The organism is Enterocloster citroniae, from assembly GCF_040545455.1.
Classification (GTDB): domain Bacteria; phylum Bacillota; class Clostridia; order Lachnospirales; family Lachnospiraceae; genus Enterocloster; species Enterocloster citroniae.
Genome location: NZ_JBEPLZ010000025.1, coordinates 57,809 through 74,410 on the forward strand (window position 1 = coordinate 57,809; position 16,602 = coordinate 74,410).

The following is a 16,602-nucleotide window of genomic DNA, read 5'->3' on the forward strand; positions in this document are numbered from 1 at the left end:
AAACAAAAACAGGAACCCGCGGCTTAGGGTTTCTTTCCCCGCGCCTTACAGGTTCCTGTTCTGCTGTATCCAGTTATGCTTCCTGTCCTGTTCGTGAGTAAAAAGTGATCAGATACAGTCCGCACAGACCAACCAGCGCATAAATGACCCTGGTAATCCAGGAAGTGTTTCCAAAAATCCACGATACCAGGTTGAAATTAAAGAATCCTACCAGTCCCCAGTTGATTGCCCCAATCAGGCTTACTGTCAGGGCGGTACAATCTAAAGCCTTATTTCCCATAGATGTTAACCTCCTTATTTGGACATTTGGCTTATACCCAGTTACAGTATGTACCTGAAAATGGAATTTTATACATTTACTGCTGAACGGATATCGATCCTATTATCATTTAAAGTGGTGGCCTCCCCTATATCCGACAGTCTCTGGTGGTGGAGCGCATTGACCAGCAGCCCGGCTCCCCGGGAAGCCATGGAATAAATTCCCGCAGCCGCAGCCGTGCCGGGAGCAACCAGTTCTGTCACCCGGGCAGTAAATTCCACCTCTGCCAGTTCGTTAAAGGCAATAACCGGATCACCGTCCCGGATTCTCCGGCTGTCCGCATCAACAGGATGGATCATCAGTTTCATGGCCCCCCGTCCGGCGGTCAGTTCCTCCCTGTCCAGGAAAATGGAGTTCAGGGTGTACTGGCTTGGCACCGCGATCAGCCGCAGGGGATATACTCCTGCGTGGGCAGGCAGATAGCAGGGCATGGGGTTTGGCTGCTTGGGATTTACGATCATGATCTTCCCGGAAGCTGTGCGAAACAGCCTGTGGTCTGCAAAGGGGGTGGATATGACGCCGCCCTTTCTCAGTATTTCCCATTCTTCGCCGGACACATGCCCCAGACCCGGGCCCGGCTCCTCTAACAGTTTCTCTACCATCTCCTCCTCTGACCGTTTAAAATACTCCTCCTCATATCCCATGGCCTGAGCCAGGATAGAAAAGGTATTCCAGTTACTTTTGCACTGTCCCGCAGGCTCCGTCAGTTTATAGGCAGTCCCGAAGGTACAGTATCCGTAGGCCAGGTAACAGTCCGACTGCTCCACGGAAAATGCGGCAGGCAGGATGATGTCCGCATACCGGGCCGTGTCTGTCATAAACCGTTCATGGACAACCGTAAACAGATCCGGCCGCCTCAGTCCCTTGATCACCTGGGTCTGGCCGCACACCGACCCCACCGGATTGCTGCCATATACATAGAGGCTTTTTACAGGAACATTGTTCCTGTCCCCATTTAACGCATTCCCCAGCAGATTAAGGTTTACCTTCCTGCCCGGCGTCTTCCTGAAATCCGGTCTGGTCACCAAAGCGTCATCCACATAGGGACCTGCCGTGGGACTGCAGCCGCACAGGCCGCCTCCCGGTTTTCCCCATGCCCCGGTGAATACAGACAATATGGTGATCAGCCGCACGGTCATCCCCCCATTGCCGTAGCGGGACGGACCGCTCCCCAGTATGATGGCCGGACGGGATGCACGGCCATATTCCAGAGCCAGGGAACGGATCACCAAGGAGGGAATGCCGGTTATCTCCTCCGCCCACTTTGGGGTGTAGTCTTTCAGTGTATCCTTAAATTCCGGGAATCCTTCCCCATATTCTTCCAGGAACTCCCTGTCCTCCAGTCCCTCCTCTACAAGCACATGCATCATGGCCAAAGCCAGGGCCCCGTCCGTGCCGGGCCGTATGAGGACGATCTGGTCACAATAGGGCGCCATATCCTCCCCACAGGCCTCTATGAGCACCACACGCTTTCCCCCGCCCCTGGCCGCCTTTAAAGCAGGCATGGCCTGAAGCCTGGTAGCCATCATGTTGCTGCCCCAGACTATGAGAAGATCACTGTCACAAAGCTCACGGGGATCCAGACAGCCGGTATGGCCCATAACCGCCTCATATCCCGCCCCCTTGGCCGAAGAACACAGGGTCTTCACCAGGGAACAGGCGCCCATCCTGTTAAAGAAGGCATCCCCGCATTTGCGCTGGACCACGCTCATGACCCCGGAGTAATAAAAGGGAAGGATTCCATTTCCGCCTTCCTCCTTAAGGATTTCTTTCCACCTTCCGGTTATCTCATCTACTGCCGCCTCCCAGGTGATGGGCATGAATTTCCCCTCCCCCTTTTCCCCTGTCCGTTTCAGAGGGGTGAGGATCCGGTCCGGGGAATGGATGGAATCCATATACCGGTGCATTTTCCTGCAGATCAGTCCTTTGGCGGCCGGATGCTCCGGATCCCCCTTAATGTTCAGGATATGCCTTCCATCTGTTTCCGCCAGCAAACCACAGGACGTGGGACAGTCATAAGGGCATATTGTCTTCTTCCATTGGGTATGTCTTAACTCTGTCATCTTATCTCTCCCTTAACCATGTTATCCATGGTTAAGTATAGATAGTTTTTCCTCATCCGTCAAACCAATCTTTCCTCCCCCTCCTCCCCCGAAAGAGGGTTGACCTGCACCAGGCAGTGCTTGACCTGAGGAAATTCCTCCTCCACTGCGTCATGAACATTTTTCGCAATATGGTGGACCTGTTCCAGCTTCATGTTCCTGTCCACCGCTATCTCGATCTCCACATATACCTTTGGCCCGAACAGGCGTGTTTTCAGTCCGTCCACCCGCTCCACACCGTCAGACCTTAAAGCCGCCATCCTAATGGAATCCGAGGTTTCATCATCACATGCTTTATCCACCATCTGGTTCAGGGAATCCCTTAACACATCCAGGGCCGCCTTTCCTATGAAAATACAGATGACCAGGCTGGCGGCCGGATCCATAAGGGGTATTCCCAGACGCGCCCCGCCGATCCCTACCAGGGCTCCGATGGAGGACAGTGCGTCTGAGCGGTGATGCCAGGCATCCGCCATCAGGGCGCCTGAGCGGATCTCTGAGGCAGCCTTTTTCGTATACCGGTACATCCATTCCTTCACGCCGATGGAGACCAAGGCCGCAGCCATGGCCAAAAATCCCGGCACAGCTGCGGTCCCGTGATTCCAGAAAATGGTCCTCACCGCTCCAAACCCAATACCCGCCCCAATGGCCAGAAGGACCACTGCCAAAAACAGGGCCGCCACACATTCCATCCGTTCATGTCCAAAGGGATGTTCTTTATCCGACTGTTTTGCCGCCATAGTCACTCCGGCCATTACGATCAGTGTACTGAACACATCCGATGCGGAATGGACCGCATCCGATATCATTGCATTGGAATGGGCCAGGATACCGGCCGACAATTTTCCAATAGTAAGGGCAACATTGACCAGGATACTGATCCAGGACACATGCAAAGCCAGGTCTTTGTCCGTACGCCCTCCATTCCCTTGGCCCCGAAGGCCCCGCTGTAATCTCTGTTGAATCTTCTGCAGTATGCACATCCGTCTCATCCAACCACTTCCTCCCAATTAAAACAATAAAAAACACCTGCGGGACAATACGAGTAAACGACTGTCCCACAGGTGCTTTCCTACCTGCTGCCGCATGTTGCGGCCCGGCTCCTTTATGGTTTCATTCCATATCAGGCCTGTTCAGATTGTACTGTAGCTCTATATGCAGTGCAATGGATCCGGATATATCGGTTTATATCCGTTTGTATTAAGGTATGATGGAATGATTCGATTTGTGCTATATAGGTTTACAGAAGGTGCTTTCTAAGTTCTTCCCCCTCCTGGGCGCTGAGGTAAGACGGCGCAATGTCAAACACAGTCCTGCATCCGGTCTGCCCTTCTTTGCTCAACCGGTAGGCGGCTCTTGCATAGGCCGCGATCACGGAAGCTGTAAATTCAGGATTGGAATCCAGCTTCAGGCTGTATTCGATCACATGGCTGTTCTCATCCTCCCAGCCTGTCTTGCCTGTGCGGATGACAAAACCTCCGTGGGGGATCCCTGCATGGTCACGGAGAAGTTCCTCCTCCGAGATAAAATGTACCGTGGTATCATAGTCTGCAAAATAGTTGGGCATGGTCACAATGGCCGTTTCAATGGCCTTAAGATCCGCCCCCTCTTCTGCCACTACAAAACACTCCCTTGTGTGCTTCTGCCTGGTGGTAAGCTCCGGGCAGCTCCCGCTTCTCACCGCTGTCAGCGCTTCCTCCACCGGAATGGTATACTGCCTTGCATCCTTCACCCCATGGATGCGGCGGATGGCGTCCGAATGGCCCTGGCTTACGCCCCGGCCCCAGAAGGTATAGTCCCTGCCGCCCGGAAGGACAGCGCTGGCATACAGGCGGTTCAGTGAAAACATGCCCGGATCCCAGCCAACGGAAATGATTCCTATATGTCCGCCTGCCCTCGCAGCCCTGTCCACCGCGTCAAAATGCTGAGGAATATTGGCATGGGTATCAAAGCTGTCGATCACATTAAAATATTCCGCCATCTGGGGCGTCTGCACAGGAAGATCCGTGGCGCTTCCGCCGCAGAGGATCAAAACATCGATCTCATCCTTCATGGAGGGAGCATCCTCTGCTGATAAAACCTTTGCCCCTTCCGTAAGGATCTGAAGGCCCGCCGGATCCCTCCTGGTGAAAACAGCCTTCAGTTCCATATCCGGATTGTGCCTGACCGCACACTCCACGCCTCTTCCAAGGTTGCCGTATCCTAAAATTCCCACTCTGATCGCCATGTACAACACTCCTTTTGCATATGTTTTTAATTTTTGTAAATTATACTATAGCTAAAGGTGAATGGCAAGTTTTTTTCTCTAAAGTATAATCCTGGTCTTTTACTGTACTTACTTTTTTCAGGCTGACAGGATCGACAGCAGTTCTTTGCTGATCAGGCCATTGCTGGCCACAATAGAACTGGGCACTGAAACATCCGGATCCTCACCATTGTAACCGGTAACCCTTCCTCCAGCTTCCTGTATCAGCAGCATTCCAGCGGCAAAATCCCAGGGTCTTAACACCCTCTCAAAATAAGCATCCGTGCGGCCGCAGGCCACATGGGCAAGTTCTATGGCCGCAGATCCGTTCCTCCTGATATCGGAGCAGCGCAGAAACACCTGTTTAAAATCCTGGAAATTCCTGTCCGCCAGCTGGTGGTCATAAGGGCTGGTGCCAATGGCGATCAGGCTTCTCTCCATGGTGTCCACACCGCTTACATGGATGGGTTTTCCATTGAGCCATGCCCCTCCTCCCCGGATCGCATAAAACATCTCGTCCGTGTAGGGCTGGTAAATAATCCCCAGTTCCAACTGCCTGTTGTCACAGAGCGCAAGTGACAGCGCGCTGTTTCTATTGTCATGGATCAGGTTGGTGGTTCCGTCCACAGGATCCAGGATCCACACAGCTCCTGAAAAGTCGATCTCACTGTTATCCTTTTCCTCCCCCATAAACTGGATATCCGGATACAAGTTTCTAAGCCCCTTCTGTATCATCTCCTGCACCTGGAGATCCACCTGGGTCACAAAATCCGCCACCCCCTTAACCTGGATCCTGGATGCCCCCTCATGGTCTAAAAACAGGGGCTTTACCGTCCTTGCAAGCTCCATTATCTTTGCCGCGTCAACCTTCATCTTCTTACGTCCTCCTGTCTTTCTATGTGTACTCTCGGAGTCTCCTCCGCACCCATTTTTACGGGATGCCGGATCACTGTCTTCCGCCTGGAAGCCTCGGTCTTCCTGGGATCGGAAAGATAGATTTCATGGTGCAGGCGGGTGGCGCTTAAATCGTTTTCATAGCCGTTGGCGGCGATGTACCCATCCATCCTGGCAACGGTGGCTGGCTCCTCATCATATGCGCCGTGGTGCATGATCTGGACACACAGTCCTTCATCTATGGTAAGATATTCGGCAAGGGAACAGTCCAGTTTTTTCTTTCTCTCCGCCTCCCTTACCGCCCAGTCAAAGTCCTCTTTTTTCACAAAATCCGGCAGCCGGATCACGCTGATCCAGTTAAAACTGCTTTTGTCCGAATAATCCACGCCATCAACGCCGTCCTGCCACCAGAAGCCCTCCAGAGGAGGAACCACATACTCAAAAAAGCCATCGATCTTGTAGGGTCCCTTATAGCTCATCTTTATGGTATAGGCGACTGCATATAAAATCCCCACCCCGCGCTGGTATTCTCCCCCCTCTTCGTTGGGATCGCCCTTTCCGCGGACAGCTATGTACCTGGCCGGCTTAACCGTAACAAACTCAGGCTGGTCCTTTGGCATGTAACATTCTTTGTACTCCTTTTTAAAGTCAAACGGCATTGCAGTCACCTTCCTTTGTTTTACTAGAATATTTTTCTTTTTGTATACCTTTTCATTCTAATATCCGTCTGTGAAAAAGTCAAATGGATCAAACAAAAGGAAGGTCTTATATTATGCCCCATCCACTGAGTTCAGCCGTTCCATCACCTGCCACTCCCTCTCAATATAGAACATCTGGTCCAGCATCAGCCAGTTGGCCCGAAAGAAACTCATCAGCTGCCAATAACCGGCCCCGGAAAGCCCGTATTCCTTGATCAGGTCAAACTTGGCTTTGATGCTCCTGACATCCTCAAACCACACCTCATGCTGGATCCCATACTGCCAGTACCGGAAATAGGGAGACATGGCGGTCTCGTCAAACCGGATATCCACTCCAAAATCAATGGCGATCTGCACGGCCTGCCTGTTATTGATCGTCCTGGCCCTTGTCACTCCCCTCTCATAGGGAAGGGCCCAGTCATACCCGTAGTTGGGAATCCCCAGGCTCAGCTTTTCCCTGGGGATGGCGGTTATGGCATAATCCACCACCCGTCTCACCATGTTGATGGGTGCCACGGCCATGGGCGGCCCCTGGCTGTACCCCCATTCGTATGTCATCAGCATGGCCCGGTTGGCGGCCGCCCCCAACAGCGCATAATCAATGCCCTCGTACAAAAGCCCTCTCTGCTCCGCCGATGTCTTGGGGGCCAAAGCCACTGAGACAGGATAGCCGAACAGGTTCATCACCCTTGTTGCAAGGCTTACAAAGGCTGCGAACCCCTCCCGGTCATCTGCCAGCACATATTCAAAATCAATGTCCAGGCCGCCGAATCCCTTTTCCTGCATGGTGCGTCCCAACTCCCATATAAGTCTTTGCTGCAGCTCATGATCCCTGACCAGCCCGGATACAAGGTTATTGTTAAAATGCCCGTCTTCCCCCAACGGAGTCAGCGTCAGTATGGGCCGTGTCCCCCACTGAAGCGCCTTTTCAATCATCCAGGCATCATCCGTCATGGGCGGTACCAGCTCTCCCTCCAGGGTGAACCCATAGGAAAATACCTTCAGTCCATCCAGAAACGGCAGGGTTTCCTCCAGTACTTCATTATCAATAAAGGGATATGCGTACCCACTGGTATAAAGAGGCGTCCTGTCATGGACAGGATTCCCATCTGAAATATAAAGAGCCTGGCCAACGGCCAGGCGGTATGGGTATTCAATCTGATTATCCCAGATCACGGTCTGGGTGGAAATGTTGAAAGTCCTTGCAATGGAGTCCACACTGTCCCCCTGTTTTACCACATATAGTTCCAAGGCATTGCTCCTCTGCCTGTATTTATAGAATTATATGCAGCAGCAGCGGGTTCTCATTCGTAAATTATGCGTGATGGGACTCTCTTTATTCCGCAGAACTTTATTCCACAAGACTTTTTGACATCCATTTCCCGCTCTTTACCCGCAGGAAGGAAAATATAAATCCAAAGGCCCAGCCGGTGGGAATGGACCACCAGATCGCGCTGGCGCCTATGTAGTGCGCAAGGAGGTATGCGATGGCCACACGCGAAAACAGGTTGACCATGGAGCTGAGCATGAATGCGCCCATGTCCCCGGCTCCGCGCAAAAGACCATTGCCCACAAACAGTGCGCCCATCAGCAGATAGAACACGGAAACTGTCTTCATGTACTTAAGGCCGTAACTCATGGCGCTTCCCTCCGCCCCCTGGTTCAGGAACAGCCCCAGAAGCTGCGGGCCAAAGAGGTAGATCAGGGTGGTGATGATCAGTGAGAAGATAAATACCATAAACATACATGATTTATATCCCTGCTTCACCCTGTCCATCTTGCCCGCGCCGATGTTTTGGGCCGTATAGCTGGAAATGGCATTGGAAAAGTTCATATTGGGCAGCATGGCCAGGGTATCGATCTTGGTGGCCGCTGTATAACCGGCCACAAACACCTTGCCGTAGGAGTTGACCAGTCCCTGCATCATCATCATACTCACCGACACGATGGACTGCTGAAGCATGGAGGGAACGCCCACCTTGGCAATCCTCCTGGCCGCATCCATATCAAAATAGGCGAAGGCAGCTCCTCTGGCTGAGGGTTCATTTTCCATCTTCCTTAAACGCCCTATGAGTACAAAAAATGAAATACATGCGCAAAGTCCCTGGGCGATCAGTGTCGCCCATGCAACGCCTGCCACTCCCATATTAAACTTAATGACAAACAGCAGGTCCAGTACAATATTGGTCAGGGCTGACACCATAAGAAACTTAAGGGGTGTCTGGCTGTCTCCCAATGCATTATAAATACCATTCAGGGAATTGTATAAAAAGAGGAATATGGCTCCTCCAAAATAGATCCTCAGATAGGCCAGGGAATCAGCCATGATATCCGGATCTGTTCCCAGAAGTTTCAGCAGAGGGCCTGCTGCCAGTTCACCGATCCCCATTATGATCAGCCCAATGACACCCAATGAGATCAGGGCGGTGGATACAGTTACCTTCATCTCCCTTATCTTTCCCGCCCCAAAAAACTGGGAAATCACCACCGTACATCCCATGGACAAACCGGCCGCCACTGCCACTGACAGGAATACCACGGGGAAAGATGAGCCAACCGCGGCCAGGGCGTCCTCGCCCACAAACCGGCCCACCACCATAGAGTCCACCATGTTGTAGAGCTGCTGGAACAGGTTTCCCACCACCATGGGTATTGCAAAGAAAAACAGAAGTTTTAAAGGCTTTCCCTCTGTCAGGTTATTGATCATTTGTACATCCTCCTTGTCTGTGTCGGTATTTCATTGCATTCTCAGCAATACGTCTTACAAAATCCTGATGAAGGGACCGCTCCTCCTCCGTAAAGCCGGAATAGCAGATTGCGTCCCATCTCATGAATATCTTGTCTGTCTCCGCCAGAACCTTCTCACCTTCCGCTGTCAGGCTCACCAGCTTCTGCCGCTTATTCTTCTCATTGACCACCCGGCAGACCAGTCCCTTTTCCTCCAGCTCCGACAGATTTCTGGCGATCCTGCCCTTGTCCATGTCAAAATGGGCGCACACATCCTCCTGGGTGCAGCTGCCCCTGCGCAAAAAATTAAGGACCTTCCCCTCCAGCGGTTGAAGTCCAAATCGTTCTAACTCGTTCCGTATAAACAACAATTCACAGCGGCGGTATATTCCCGTATACTGATTCATCCTTCCTCCCGGATCCCATGGATCGCTGAACGTTTGTATAATACAACAGTTGTAACATTCAACTATTATAGTGGCATATGGTATGGATGTCAAGTCCGTTATGTGGTATTATGTTGGATAGTATCATATTTTGAAAAGACAGGTGATCCTATGAAGAACTTCCACAAAAAAACAGCCCTTGAAGCAGAATGGGCCAGATTACAAAGGCGGGAGGAGCGTTTTCTCAAAAAAATTGCTATGGAAAAAGAATCCGTTCTGAACCGCCGTCTGGAGCATCTTGTTCCCCCTAAGCTGTCCTCCACCCTTGATACGGCGTTCTACAAAGCATTTGAGGTGGTGTTTGAAAAAGGCACTCCCATCATAGAAAAAACATACCGCAAAGAGGATCGGGAGACGGCCTACAAGGTCAGCGCGTACGCGGTGAGCCTGAAGGAAAGCAGGCGGAATCTGAAAGCATTTTCCAAACGCGCGCAAAACAGCAGGGCGGTCAACCTCCTGGCCTCCGGCGCCAGCGGAATCGGGCTTGGCACCCTTGGCATTGGGCTTCCCGATATTCCGCTGTTTACGGGAATGCTTCTTAAATCTATTTACGAGATTGCATTGAACTACGGATTTTCTTACGATACGGTGAGGGAACAATGCTTTATCCTAAAGCTGATCCGGGTTCCCCTTTTACCAGGTGAGATGGCTGTCCGGGCGGACGGGGAAGTAAATCAGCTGATTGCGGAGAATCATGGCGGTGACGGCAGCATCCGTATGACAGGTGAAGCAGAAACATCCATCCACGAAAAAAAGGCGCAGATGCGCCTGACCGCCCAAGCTCTCTCCCACCAGCTTTTATACATGAAATTCCTGCAGGGGATCCCCATTGCAGGGATCGTGGGCGGAGCCTTTGATGCCGTGTATTTGAAAAAAATCACAGACTACGCGGACCTGAAATACAGGCGGCGGTTCCTGTTAGGACGCGGCCCGCAAAATGAAGGATAGCACTAATATGGCGTGGGAATGGCGCAAAGATGTACCAGTTACAGACAGGCTTTCCCGGTTCACCAAAATTTATTTCCATCCTGCCTATGGTCCCCCAAAACTCCACGGTCTCCGCCCCTGCCAGTCCGCCTCCGATTTTCATGGAAAAGCTTTATGTACTGGAGGATGCGCCAGTCATAACCGAGGATCTGCTGCGGGAAAATTATCATTTTTCCACCTGCTCATCCGGCTCCCTATCTGCTTTGCAGTTCAAGCCCCTGAAAACAGCGGCGGATGAATTTGAAAAACAGTATATCAGGGAGGTGCTGGAGCATTCCCATGATCTGGACGAGGCTGCCATGATCCTTGAAGTTGACAGGAACTGGCTGTAAATCTAATACAACCGTTTATAATCATTGGGAGTTACCCCCATTTGCTTCTTAAACACCTGGATAAAATAGCTGGTATCATGATATCCCACCAGATCCCCAACCCTGGAAATACTGTAATCCGTTGATGTTATAAGCTCCACCGCCTTATTCATCCTGATCCGCAGCACATTCTCAGAAAAGCTTTTGCCCGTATACCGCTTGAGCAGGCGGGTAACATAGTTTTTGCTCACGTGGAATTCATCCGCCAGTTCATCCAGGGAAATGTCGTTTTTGTAGTGCAGTTCCAGATATCCCAGCATGCTTCCCACAAAGGACTGGTTCTTATCATTGGTCCTCTCCTTATTGCTGTTGGCCAGTATGACCAGGAGCTTCAACACATACCGTTTAACTTCCCCGGCATTCTTGGCTCCGTAAATCCGCTCCGTGCTCTCGTGAAGCAGCTTGGCTGTATTAGCCGCTTTTCCCGGCTCTGAATACAGGATCAGGGAACAGAGCAGGTCCATGGCGCGGATCCGAACCCCATCCCCCCAATCCTCATCCTGGCCAAATATGGATCGTACCATCTCCTCGATCCCGTCAATATCTCCGGTGGACACCAGGGTGTTGATCCTTCTCTTCTGTCCATCTGAGGTTTTCCAGTCATTCTGCCTGTTCCGGATATCCGCGTACTGGACAATGCTGTCATTTCCCAAAAACGAGCTCTGATCACAGGCCGCAGAGGCTTCCTCCATCAAATGGGGAATATTACATGGATTTCGGTCTGTCAGGGAGATTCCAAAGCAGATTTCCTCTCCCAGGGTGCTTCCCACTGCTTTCTGCAATTCCTCGCAGAATTTTACACATGTATCCGCACACCGTCTTTCACTCTCACCCTCTCCAAAGATTACCACCAGACAATAATCCGCTCCGTCCATGCAGGTAAGCAGGTCCTGGCAATATCCGCATGCCATGGATTCCGCCATGTTCATGACCGCAAATTCCCGCAGCCAGCTCTCCATGGGCCTGCTCTTATATACCCTTGCCTTAACGCACACATAGTTCTCAATGGTCACGTCAATGGATTCCATACGCTTTTCGATTTCCTTCCGGTCCCGTATGTTGCCCCTTACCAGGTCCCCCACATACTGCTGCCGTATGACCGGTGTTGCGATGCGGTAACGCTCCATGAACTCTGCCAGCTTCTGCTCCTTTAGTCTGGCATCCTCATGTTCCTTACAGAGGCGTTTCAGCAGGCCGGACAGCTCTGCAAAATTCAAGGGCTTTAAAAGATATTCACGCACCCCTATTCCAATGGCGGATTTGGCATATTCAAATTCATCGTAACCAGTCAAAAGAATGATCTGCACTTCTGGCAGCCGTTTCCTGGCCTCCTTTGCAAACTCCAGCCCGCCCATGACCGGCATCTTAATATCGCTGACAATAATATCCGGCCGGGCCTCCTCCAGTTTTTCCAGACCCTCTGCCCCGTTCTTTGCCTTGGCAGACAATGCGCAGCCATGGGCTTCCCAGTCAAACCGTTCCAGCCCATGGAGAATGCGCTCCTCATCATCCAATATCATTACCCTGAGTCTCTTCATGCCTTCTCCTCATCACCTCCCCATAGCTCAGATCCAGGTCCTTTCCATCCGTAAAAGGTATCCTTATGGTTATGGCAGTCCCCTCCCCCTGCCTGGATTGGATGGTCAGCCCATACTGGACCCCAAACAGATATTTGATCCTCTGGTCAACCGCATAAAGCCCGATATGGGCATGAGGGCTGCTGGAGGAGGTCTTTATCTCCTGGGGATCCCGCAGCTCCCTCATACGTTCATCATCGATCCCCCTTCCTGTATCCTTCACAAGGATCTCCACCGTTTCACCGCGTCTGCGGGCTGAGATGAGCACCAGACACTTCCCATCGCTTCCCTCCAGTCCGTGGACAATGGAATTCTCCACCAATGGCTGGATGGTGAACTTGGGGATCACCTGCTTATTTACTTCCTCATGGATCTGGTACAGCACCTCCAGACGCTCCCCATAGCGCACCTTCTGAATGTAAAGATAATCCCTGATATAGCTGATCTCCTGTTCCAGCGTCAGGTTTCCGGCTTTATGGCTGATGCTCAGGCGCATGAGGCGGCTGACGGACTGAACCATGTTACAGATCTCCGTCTCCTTATGTTCGTAGGCCATCCAGTTGATGATATCCATGGTATTGTACAGGAAATGGGGATTGATCTGAGCCTGCAGGGCCTGGAACTCCAGTTCCTTTTCCAGGCTCTTGCTCTCCACCACAGTGTCGATCAGCCCTTCCACCTGGCGGATGGTCTCATTAAAAACATGCCCCAGCTTCCCCATCTCATCCTCACTGTATTCTGCGATCCGCACTGAAAAATCACCCTCGGCAAACTTTACCAGCGCCCTGGACATATCCTCCACAGGGCGGATCATCCGGTCCGCAAGTGCCTTGGCCGCCGCAAGGGAGATCAGCAGAAATACGATCATCAGCAGAAACGCCTGGATCTTAAAGGGTGCCAGCTGTTCCATCAGCACTACCATGGGAACCAGGCCAATGGTGGTCCAGTTGGTATTATCCGACTGGTGATAGATGGCCACATACTGCCCGCCATTTGTCTCATAAGGAAAATATCCGCTGAATCCAGTCATTTTCCCGGTCAATTCATCTGCACCATCAAACCTTCCATCATTAAATAAACTTTCCTTTTTTTCATCCAGCAGCATGATGGTGCCCTTGGAGGAAAAATCAGCATTGTTGGTAAGGCTCTTTAGATAATCCTTTCTAAGTCCCATGACAGCCACGCCCAGGTCTTCCATGGTCAGGGAATCCTTGATCTGCTTGACCACCAGAAAGCTGTCCTCCCGGCCGCTGTCATTTACAATAACCGGCCTTCCCTTCCCCTGTTTTGCGGTCTCATGAAGTTCCAGAGGCGTCATATCGATCCCCGTCTCCCTGAACGGGACCAGGAACGCATCCCCTTCATTACTGTAAACAGCAATCTCGCTGACGCTGTAGCTGTAATACGCCTGGACGATCATCCGTTCAATGATCCGTATGTTGCTGTCATAACTGGTGTAGTCATCATTTCTGTTGACCACACCATTGCACAATTCTTCCTGAAGTACCTCGGAATTGCAGACCCAGGCTAGGCTGTCCTTCATTCCCTTCATATAAAAGTCATATGTGTCAGACATCTGGAGAATGGTCTCGCTTGTCTGGTTAATGGTCTTTTCCATCAATATATTCTCGGCCAGTTTGTACGTCACCATCCCGGACAGCGCGGTAAACACTGCCATAATTGCTGAGAAATAGAGAAATACCCGGTTGCGCATGGACAGGTTTTTAAGGGCCATATCCTTCTCCGCCTTCATACTCTTTCAAATTTCAGGAACATACGGTTAAAAAAATGGGCTGAGATCATTGCCGGCAAAGAGAATCCGCAGATAAAAAGCAGCAGAAACCATTGGGGGAACAGAGACAGGAAAACCACAGGCAGCACAAGAGCCATCATAATTGCAACCGTATACGGAATATGATAAAAGGCCAGCACAAAGGCATGTCTCAGGATCATTGCATTTGGCTCCTCAAACCGTGCCAGGACAGCAAACGCATAAACCAGGACAATAATAACCGTCAGGTTCAGGACACCCCATGCGCAGATACCTGCCTTGGGGAATGTCAGCCCGCTGGTCCCTATCATTCTCACACTGATGAGATTTATTATAATCCAACCCAGCATGAAAATCCAGATGGATGAGGCCTGTTTTAAATTAAGGGAAAAGGCCCTGAAAAAATCCTTCAGGATGTATCCCTCCTCCCCCCTGTCGATCTTCATGGAAACATAATTCATGGCTGTAACTGCCGCCCCGGCAGTTACAACCGGAAGTGAAAACAAAATCGTGATCAGATTCAGTTTGATCATCATCCCCGTCCGTTCCAACAAAGTGGTCAGGTATCCATTGGCACCAAATATAGCGTTCATACACATCCCCCTCCTGTATGTGCTTACCCTTACAGAATCTGGCAGAATTCTATCATTTCCCCTGTGGGGCTTTCCAGCTTAAAATACCGTATCCCCTTTTTCCAAAAGGTTTCAATCTGCTCAATGCCGTTGGTACAGATCTGATAGCCCTGTTCCAGCGCTGTCTTATAATCCGCTTCTATATCATGGGACACAAAGGACAGGTGGTCGATCTTTCCCGCCGCCGATCCCGCCACAGGACGGCATGGCTGGTACATCTCATAGACCGTGTACCCATTGTCCAGAAAACATACCTTTTCCCCGGCCGGGGTGAGAAAACTGCCCGTCTCCCTGAAGCCGAGACTTATATACCACTCCCTGTCCTTTTCCAGGTCGTTTGTCGCCAGCCCGATATGTCCCTGTCTCCGGTTCTCCAATATCATTCCTTCATCCCCTTTGCCCAGGAAATATTTGTTGCCTTCAGGGTTCCGTCCGTGACAAACAGCTTCACTGCTTCGCCCGGCTTTGTATAAAATCTGGCATTTAGCGCAACCCCATCCACATACAGGGTGGCTATGGTGTCATCCACGATCATCCTGATGTGGTAGGTTCTGCCCGCTTCCAGCTTAATGGGGCGCAAAAGGCCCATATTCATGTGGGCGGGCCACTGCCAGTTGGGATTTTTTTCAAACTCATACCTGTTTTCCCCCACATGGAATATGTACTGATATCCTTCCTCCGTATCTTCATTTTCATAAAGCCGGATGCCGAAGGAGCGGGTCCCCTGCCCAAATTCCACGTCCGCCTCAAACCGGAACAGATCGCCTGTGTGTTCCGCTGCCGTGTACGTACTGCGCCTGGAAGGCGAATCCATGATACAGTCCGCCACCGGTTCTGCTGTATTAAATACGTTCCACACCGGTTCCGGCACTTTGACTCCCAGTGTTCCGTCCTCTCTCTGATAGATCTCATGGGCCATAAAAGTGCCTGCCCATTCAAAATTCCCCCTGTCGTCACAGTTCTCCTTGGTGGGCACCCAGCCGAAAAGGATCCTCTGTCCATTCAGGCAGAATGTCCTTCCCGCATAATATGCCCTTCCGTCAAATGCATCATCCACCGGTGCGATCCATGGCCCGTGGATGCTCTTAGCCATCCTGTAAACGATCTTGTTCTTATCACTGTACTCGGAAATGATGTGGTACCACCAGTCACCGATCCGGAACAGATCCGGCATCTCATGCATGGTATACAGGTCCGGGGCCCAGAAATCTCCATGGAATTCCCAGTCCTTTAAATTCTTTGAGGTAAAATATACCGTCCTTCCGCTCTGTCTTGTCTTGGGCCCCATCTTCCTGGCACCCAGAATCAGGAGATACTCCTCCCGTTCCTGGTCGCGGATGACAAACGGGTCGCGCCAGTCATCCGGATCATACCCCTCCCGGGGTGTAAACGTAAGGGCTTCGTTTGTCTTGGTCCAGGTGACAAGATCCTGGCTGACCGCGTGCATCAGCACCTGGGAGGGCTTTCCTGCTTTTGGATAGTCCCTGTTGTAACCGGTGTAAAAAATGTGGTACATGCCTTCCGCCTCAAACACACTTCCGGCAAAGATAAACTGATCCTGCTCCTCATCACTGCCCCTGGGAATGGCCACACCCCTGTCCTCATAATGCACAAAATCCGAAGTGGTGCTCAGATCCCAGCCAAACGGCTCCCCAAAGGGGCAGGGCTTCCTGGTATCCCTCTGGTGGTAGAGATAGAACTGATCCCCATGTCCAAAGGGCATACAGTCTCCAAACCAGGTTCCCGGCAGCTGATAATATAATTTTGTCATAGTATAACATCCTCCTTTTTTCTATCGTGTACTCTCGAAATCTCCCGGTACTCAGACTTGTG

At 51.4% G+C, this 16,602-nt stretch carries 16 protein-coding genes and 1 riboswitch; of the genes, 2 read left to right on the plus strand and 14 right to left on the minus strand.

Going from position 1 to position 16,602, the window contains the following annotated elements; all coding sequences use genetic code 11:
- Positions 1-73: 73 nt before the first annotated feature.
- From ABID13_RS23505 to ABID13_RS23545, 9 genes are all read right to left on the minus strand, one after another.
- Positions 74-280: a DUF378 domain-containing protein gene (locus ABID13_RS23505; RefSeq protein WP_007869958.1), complete on the minus strand. Its 207-nt coding sequence runs from the start codon at positions 278-280 to the stop codon at positions 74-76.
- A 68-nt stretch (positions 281-348) separates the two neighbouring features.
- Complete coding sequence (locus tag ABID13_RS23510) at positions 349-2,382, minus strand: molybdopterin-containing oxidoreductase family protein (RefSeq protein WP_048930713.1); 2,034 nt, start codon at positions 2,380-2,382, stop codon at positions 349-351.
- A gap of 59 nt (positions 2,383-2,441) precedes the next feature.
- Positions 2,442-3,413: a cation diffusion facilitator family transporter gene (locus ABID13_RS23515; protein WP_242849286.1), complete on the minus strand. Its 972-nt coding sequence runs from the start codon at positions 3,411-3,413 to the stop codon at positions 2,442-2,444.
- Positions 3,414-3,472: 59 nt separating this feature from the next.
- Positions 3,473-3,568: riboswitch (NiCo riboswitch) on the minus strand.
- A gap of 93 nt (positions 3,569-3,661) precedes the next feature.
- Positions 3,662-4,648 (minus strand): diaminopimelate dehydrogenase, encoded by a 987-nt coding sequence (locus ABID13_RS23520; protein ID WP_007869965.1) that lies wholly within the window; start codon positions 4,646-4,648, stop codon positions 3,662-3,664.
- 117 nt (positions 4,649-4,765) lie between these two features.
- Positions 4,766-5,539, minus strand: coding sequence for an inositol monophosphatase family protein (locus ABID13_RS23525; RefSeq protein WP_048930714.1), 774 nt, complete (start codon positions 5,537-5,539; stop codon positions 4,766-4,768).
- Complete coding sequence (locus tag ABID13_RS23530) at positions 5,536-6,219, minus strand: GyrI-like domain-containing protein (RefSeq protein ID WP_048930715.1); 684 nt, start codon at positions 6,217-6,219, stop codon at positions 5,536-5,538. Before ABID13_RS23530 ends, ABID13_RS23525 begins: the two co-directional genes overlap by 4 nt.
- Before the next feature lie 111 nt (positions 6,220-6,330).
- A complete protein-coding gene (locus ABID13_RS23535) occupies positions 6,331-7,509 on the minus strand; it encodes a glycosyl hydrolase family 18 protein (protein WP_048930716.1) in 1,179 nt (392 codons plus the stop codon).
- 100 nt (positions 7,510-7,609) lie between these two features.
- On the minus strand, positions 7,610-8,965 hold the full coding sequence (locus ABID13_RS23540; protein WP_007869978.1) for an MATE family efflux transporter: 1,356 nt from the start codon (positions 8,963-8,965) through the stop codon (positions 7,610-7,612).
- On the minus strand, positions 8,955-9,392 hold the full coding sequence (locus tag ABID13_RS23545) for a MarR family winged helix-turn-helix transcriptional regulator (protein ID WP_007869981.1): 438 nt from the start codon (positions 9,390-9,392) through the stop codon (positions 8,955-8,957). The genes ABID13_RS23540 and ABID13_RS23545 overlap by 11 nt, the downstream gene beginning before the upstream one ends.
- A 150-nt stretch (positions 9,393-9,542) precedes the next feature.
- Between ABID13_RS23545 and ABID13_RS23550 the strand changes: the two genes are divergently transcribed.
- The gene (locus tag ABID13_RS23550; RefSeq protein WP_048930717.1) at positions 9,543-10,379 is read left to right on the plus strand and encodes an EcsC family protein; all 837 of its coding nucleotides are present in this window, start codon (positions 9,543-9,545) and stop codon (positions 10,377-10,379) included.
- A 29-nt stretch (positions 10,380-10,408) separates the two neighbouring features.
- On the plus strand, positions 10,409-10,750 hold the full coding sequence (locus ABID13_RS23555) for a hypothetical protein (protein ID WP_048930718.1): 342 nt from the start codon (positions 10,409-10,411) through the stop codon (positions 10,748-10,750).
- 2 nt (positions 10,751-10,752) lie between these two features.
- On the opposite strand, the gene ABID13_RS23560 is transcribed toward ABID13_RS23555, so the two are convergent.
- Genes ABID13_RS23560 through ABID13_RS23580 form a run of 5 tightly spaced genes read right to left on the minus strand, consistent with a single transcriptional unit; the run spans position 10,753 to position 16,540 of the window.
- Positions 10,753-12,327, minus strand: coding sequence for a response regulator (locus ABID13_RS23560; protein WP_048930719.1), 1,575 nt, complete (start codon positions 12,325-12,327; stop codon positions 10,753-10,755).
- A complete protein-coding gene (locus ABID13_RS23565) occupies positions 12,296-14,101 on the minus strand; it encodes a cache domain-containing sensor histidine kinase (protein WP_197092204.1) in 1,806 nt (601 codons plus the stop codon). The genes ABID13_RS23560 and ABID13_RS23565 overlap by 32 nt, the downstream gene beginning before the upstream one ends.
- Before the next feature lie 14 nt (positions 14,102-14,115).
- The gene (locus ABID13_RS23570) at positions 14,116-14,730 is read right to left on the minus strand and encodes a YesL family protein (RefSeq protein ID WP_048930721.1); all 615 of its coding nucleotides are present in this window, start codon (positions 14,728-14,730) and stop codon (positions 14,116-14,118) included.
- 29 nt (positions 14,731-14,759) lie between these two features.
- Positions 14,760-15,152, minus strand: coding sequence for a VOC family protein (locus tag ABID13_RS23575; RefSeq protein ID WP_007870001.1), 393 nt, complete (start codon positions 15,150-15,152; stop codon positions 14,760-14,762).
- Positions 15,149-16,540: a glycoside hydrolase family 32 protein gene (locus ABID13_RS23580; protein WP_048930722.1), complete on the minus strand. Its 1,392-nt coding sequence runs from the start codon at positions 16,538-16,540 to the stop codon at positions 15,149-15,151. Before ABID13_RS23580 ends, ABID13_RS23575 begins: the two co-directional genes overlap by 4 nt.
- Between the last annotated feature and the right edge of the window lie 62 nt (positions 16,541-16,602).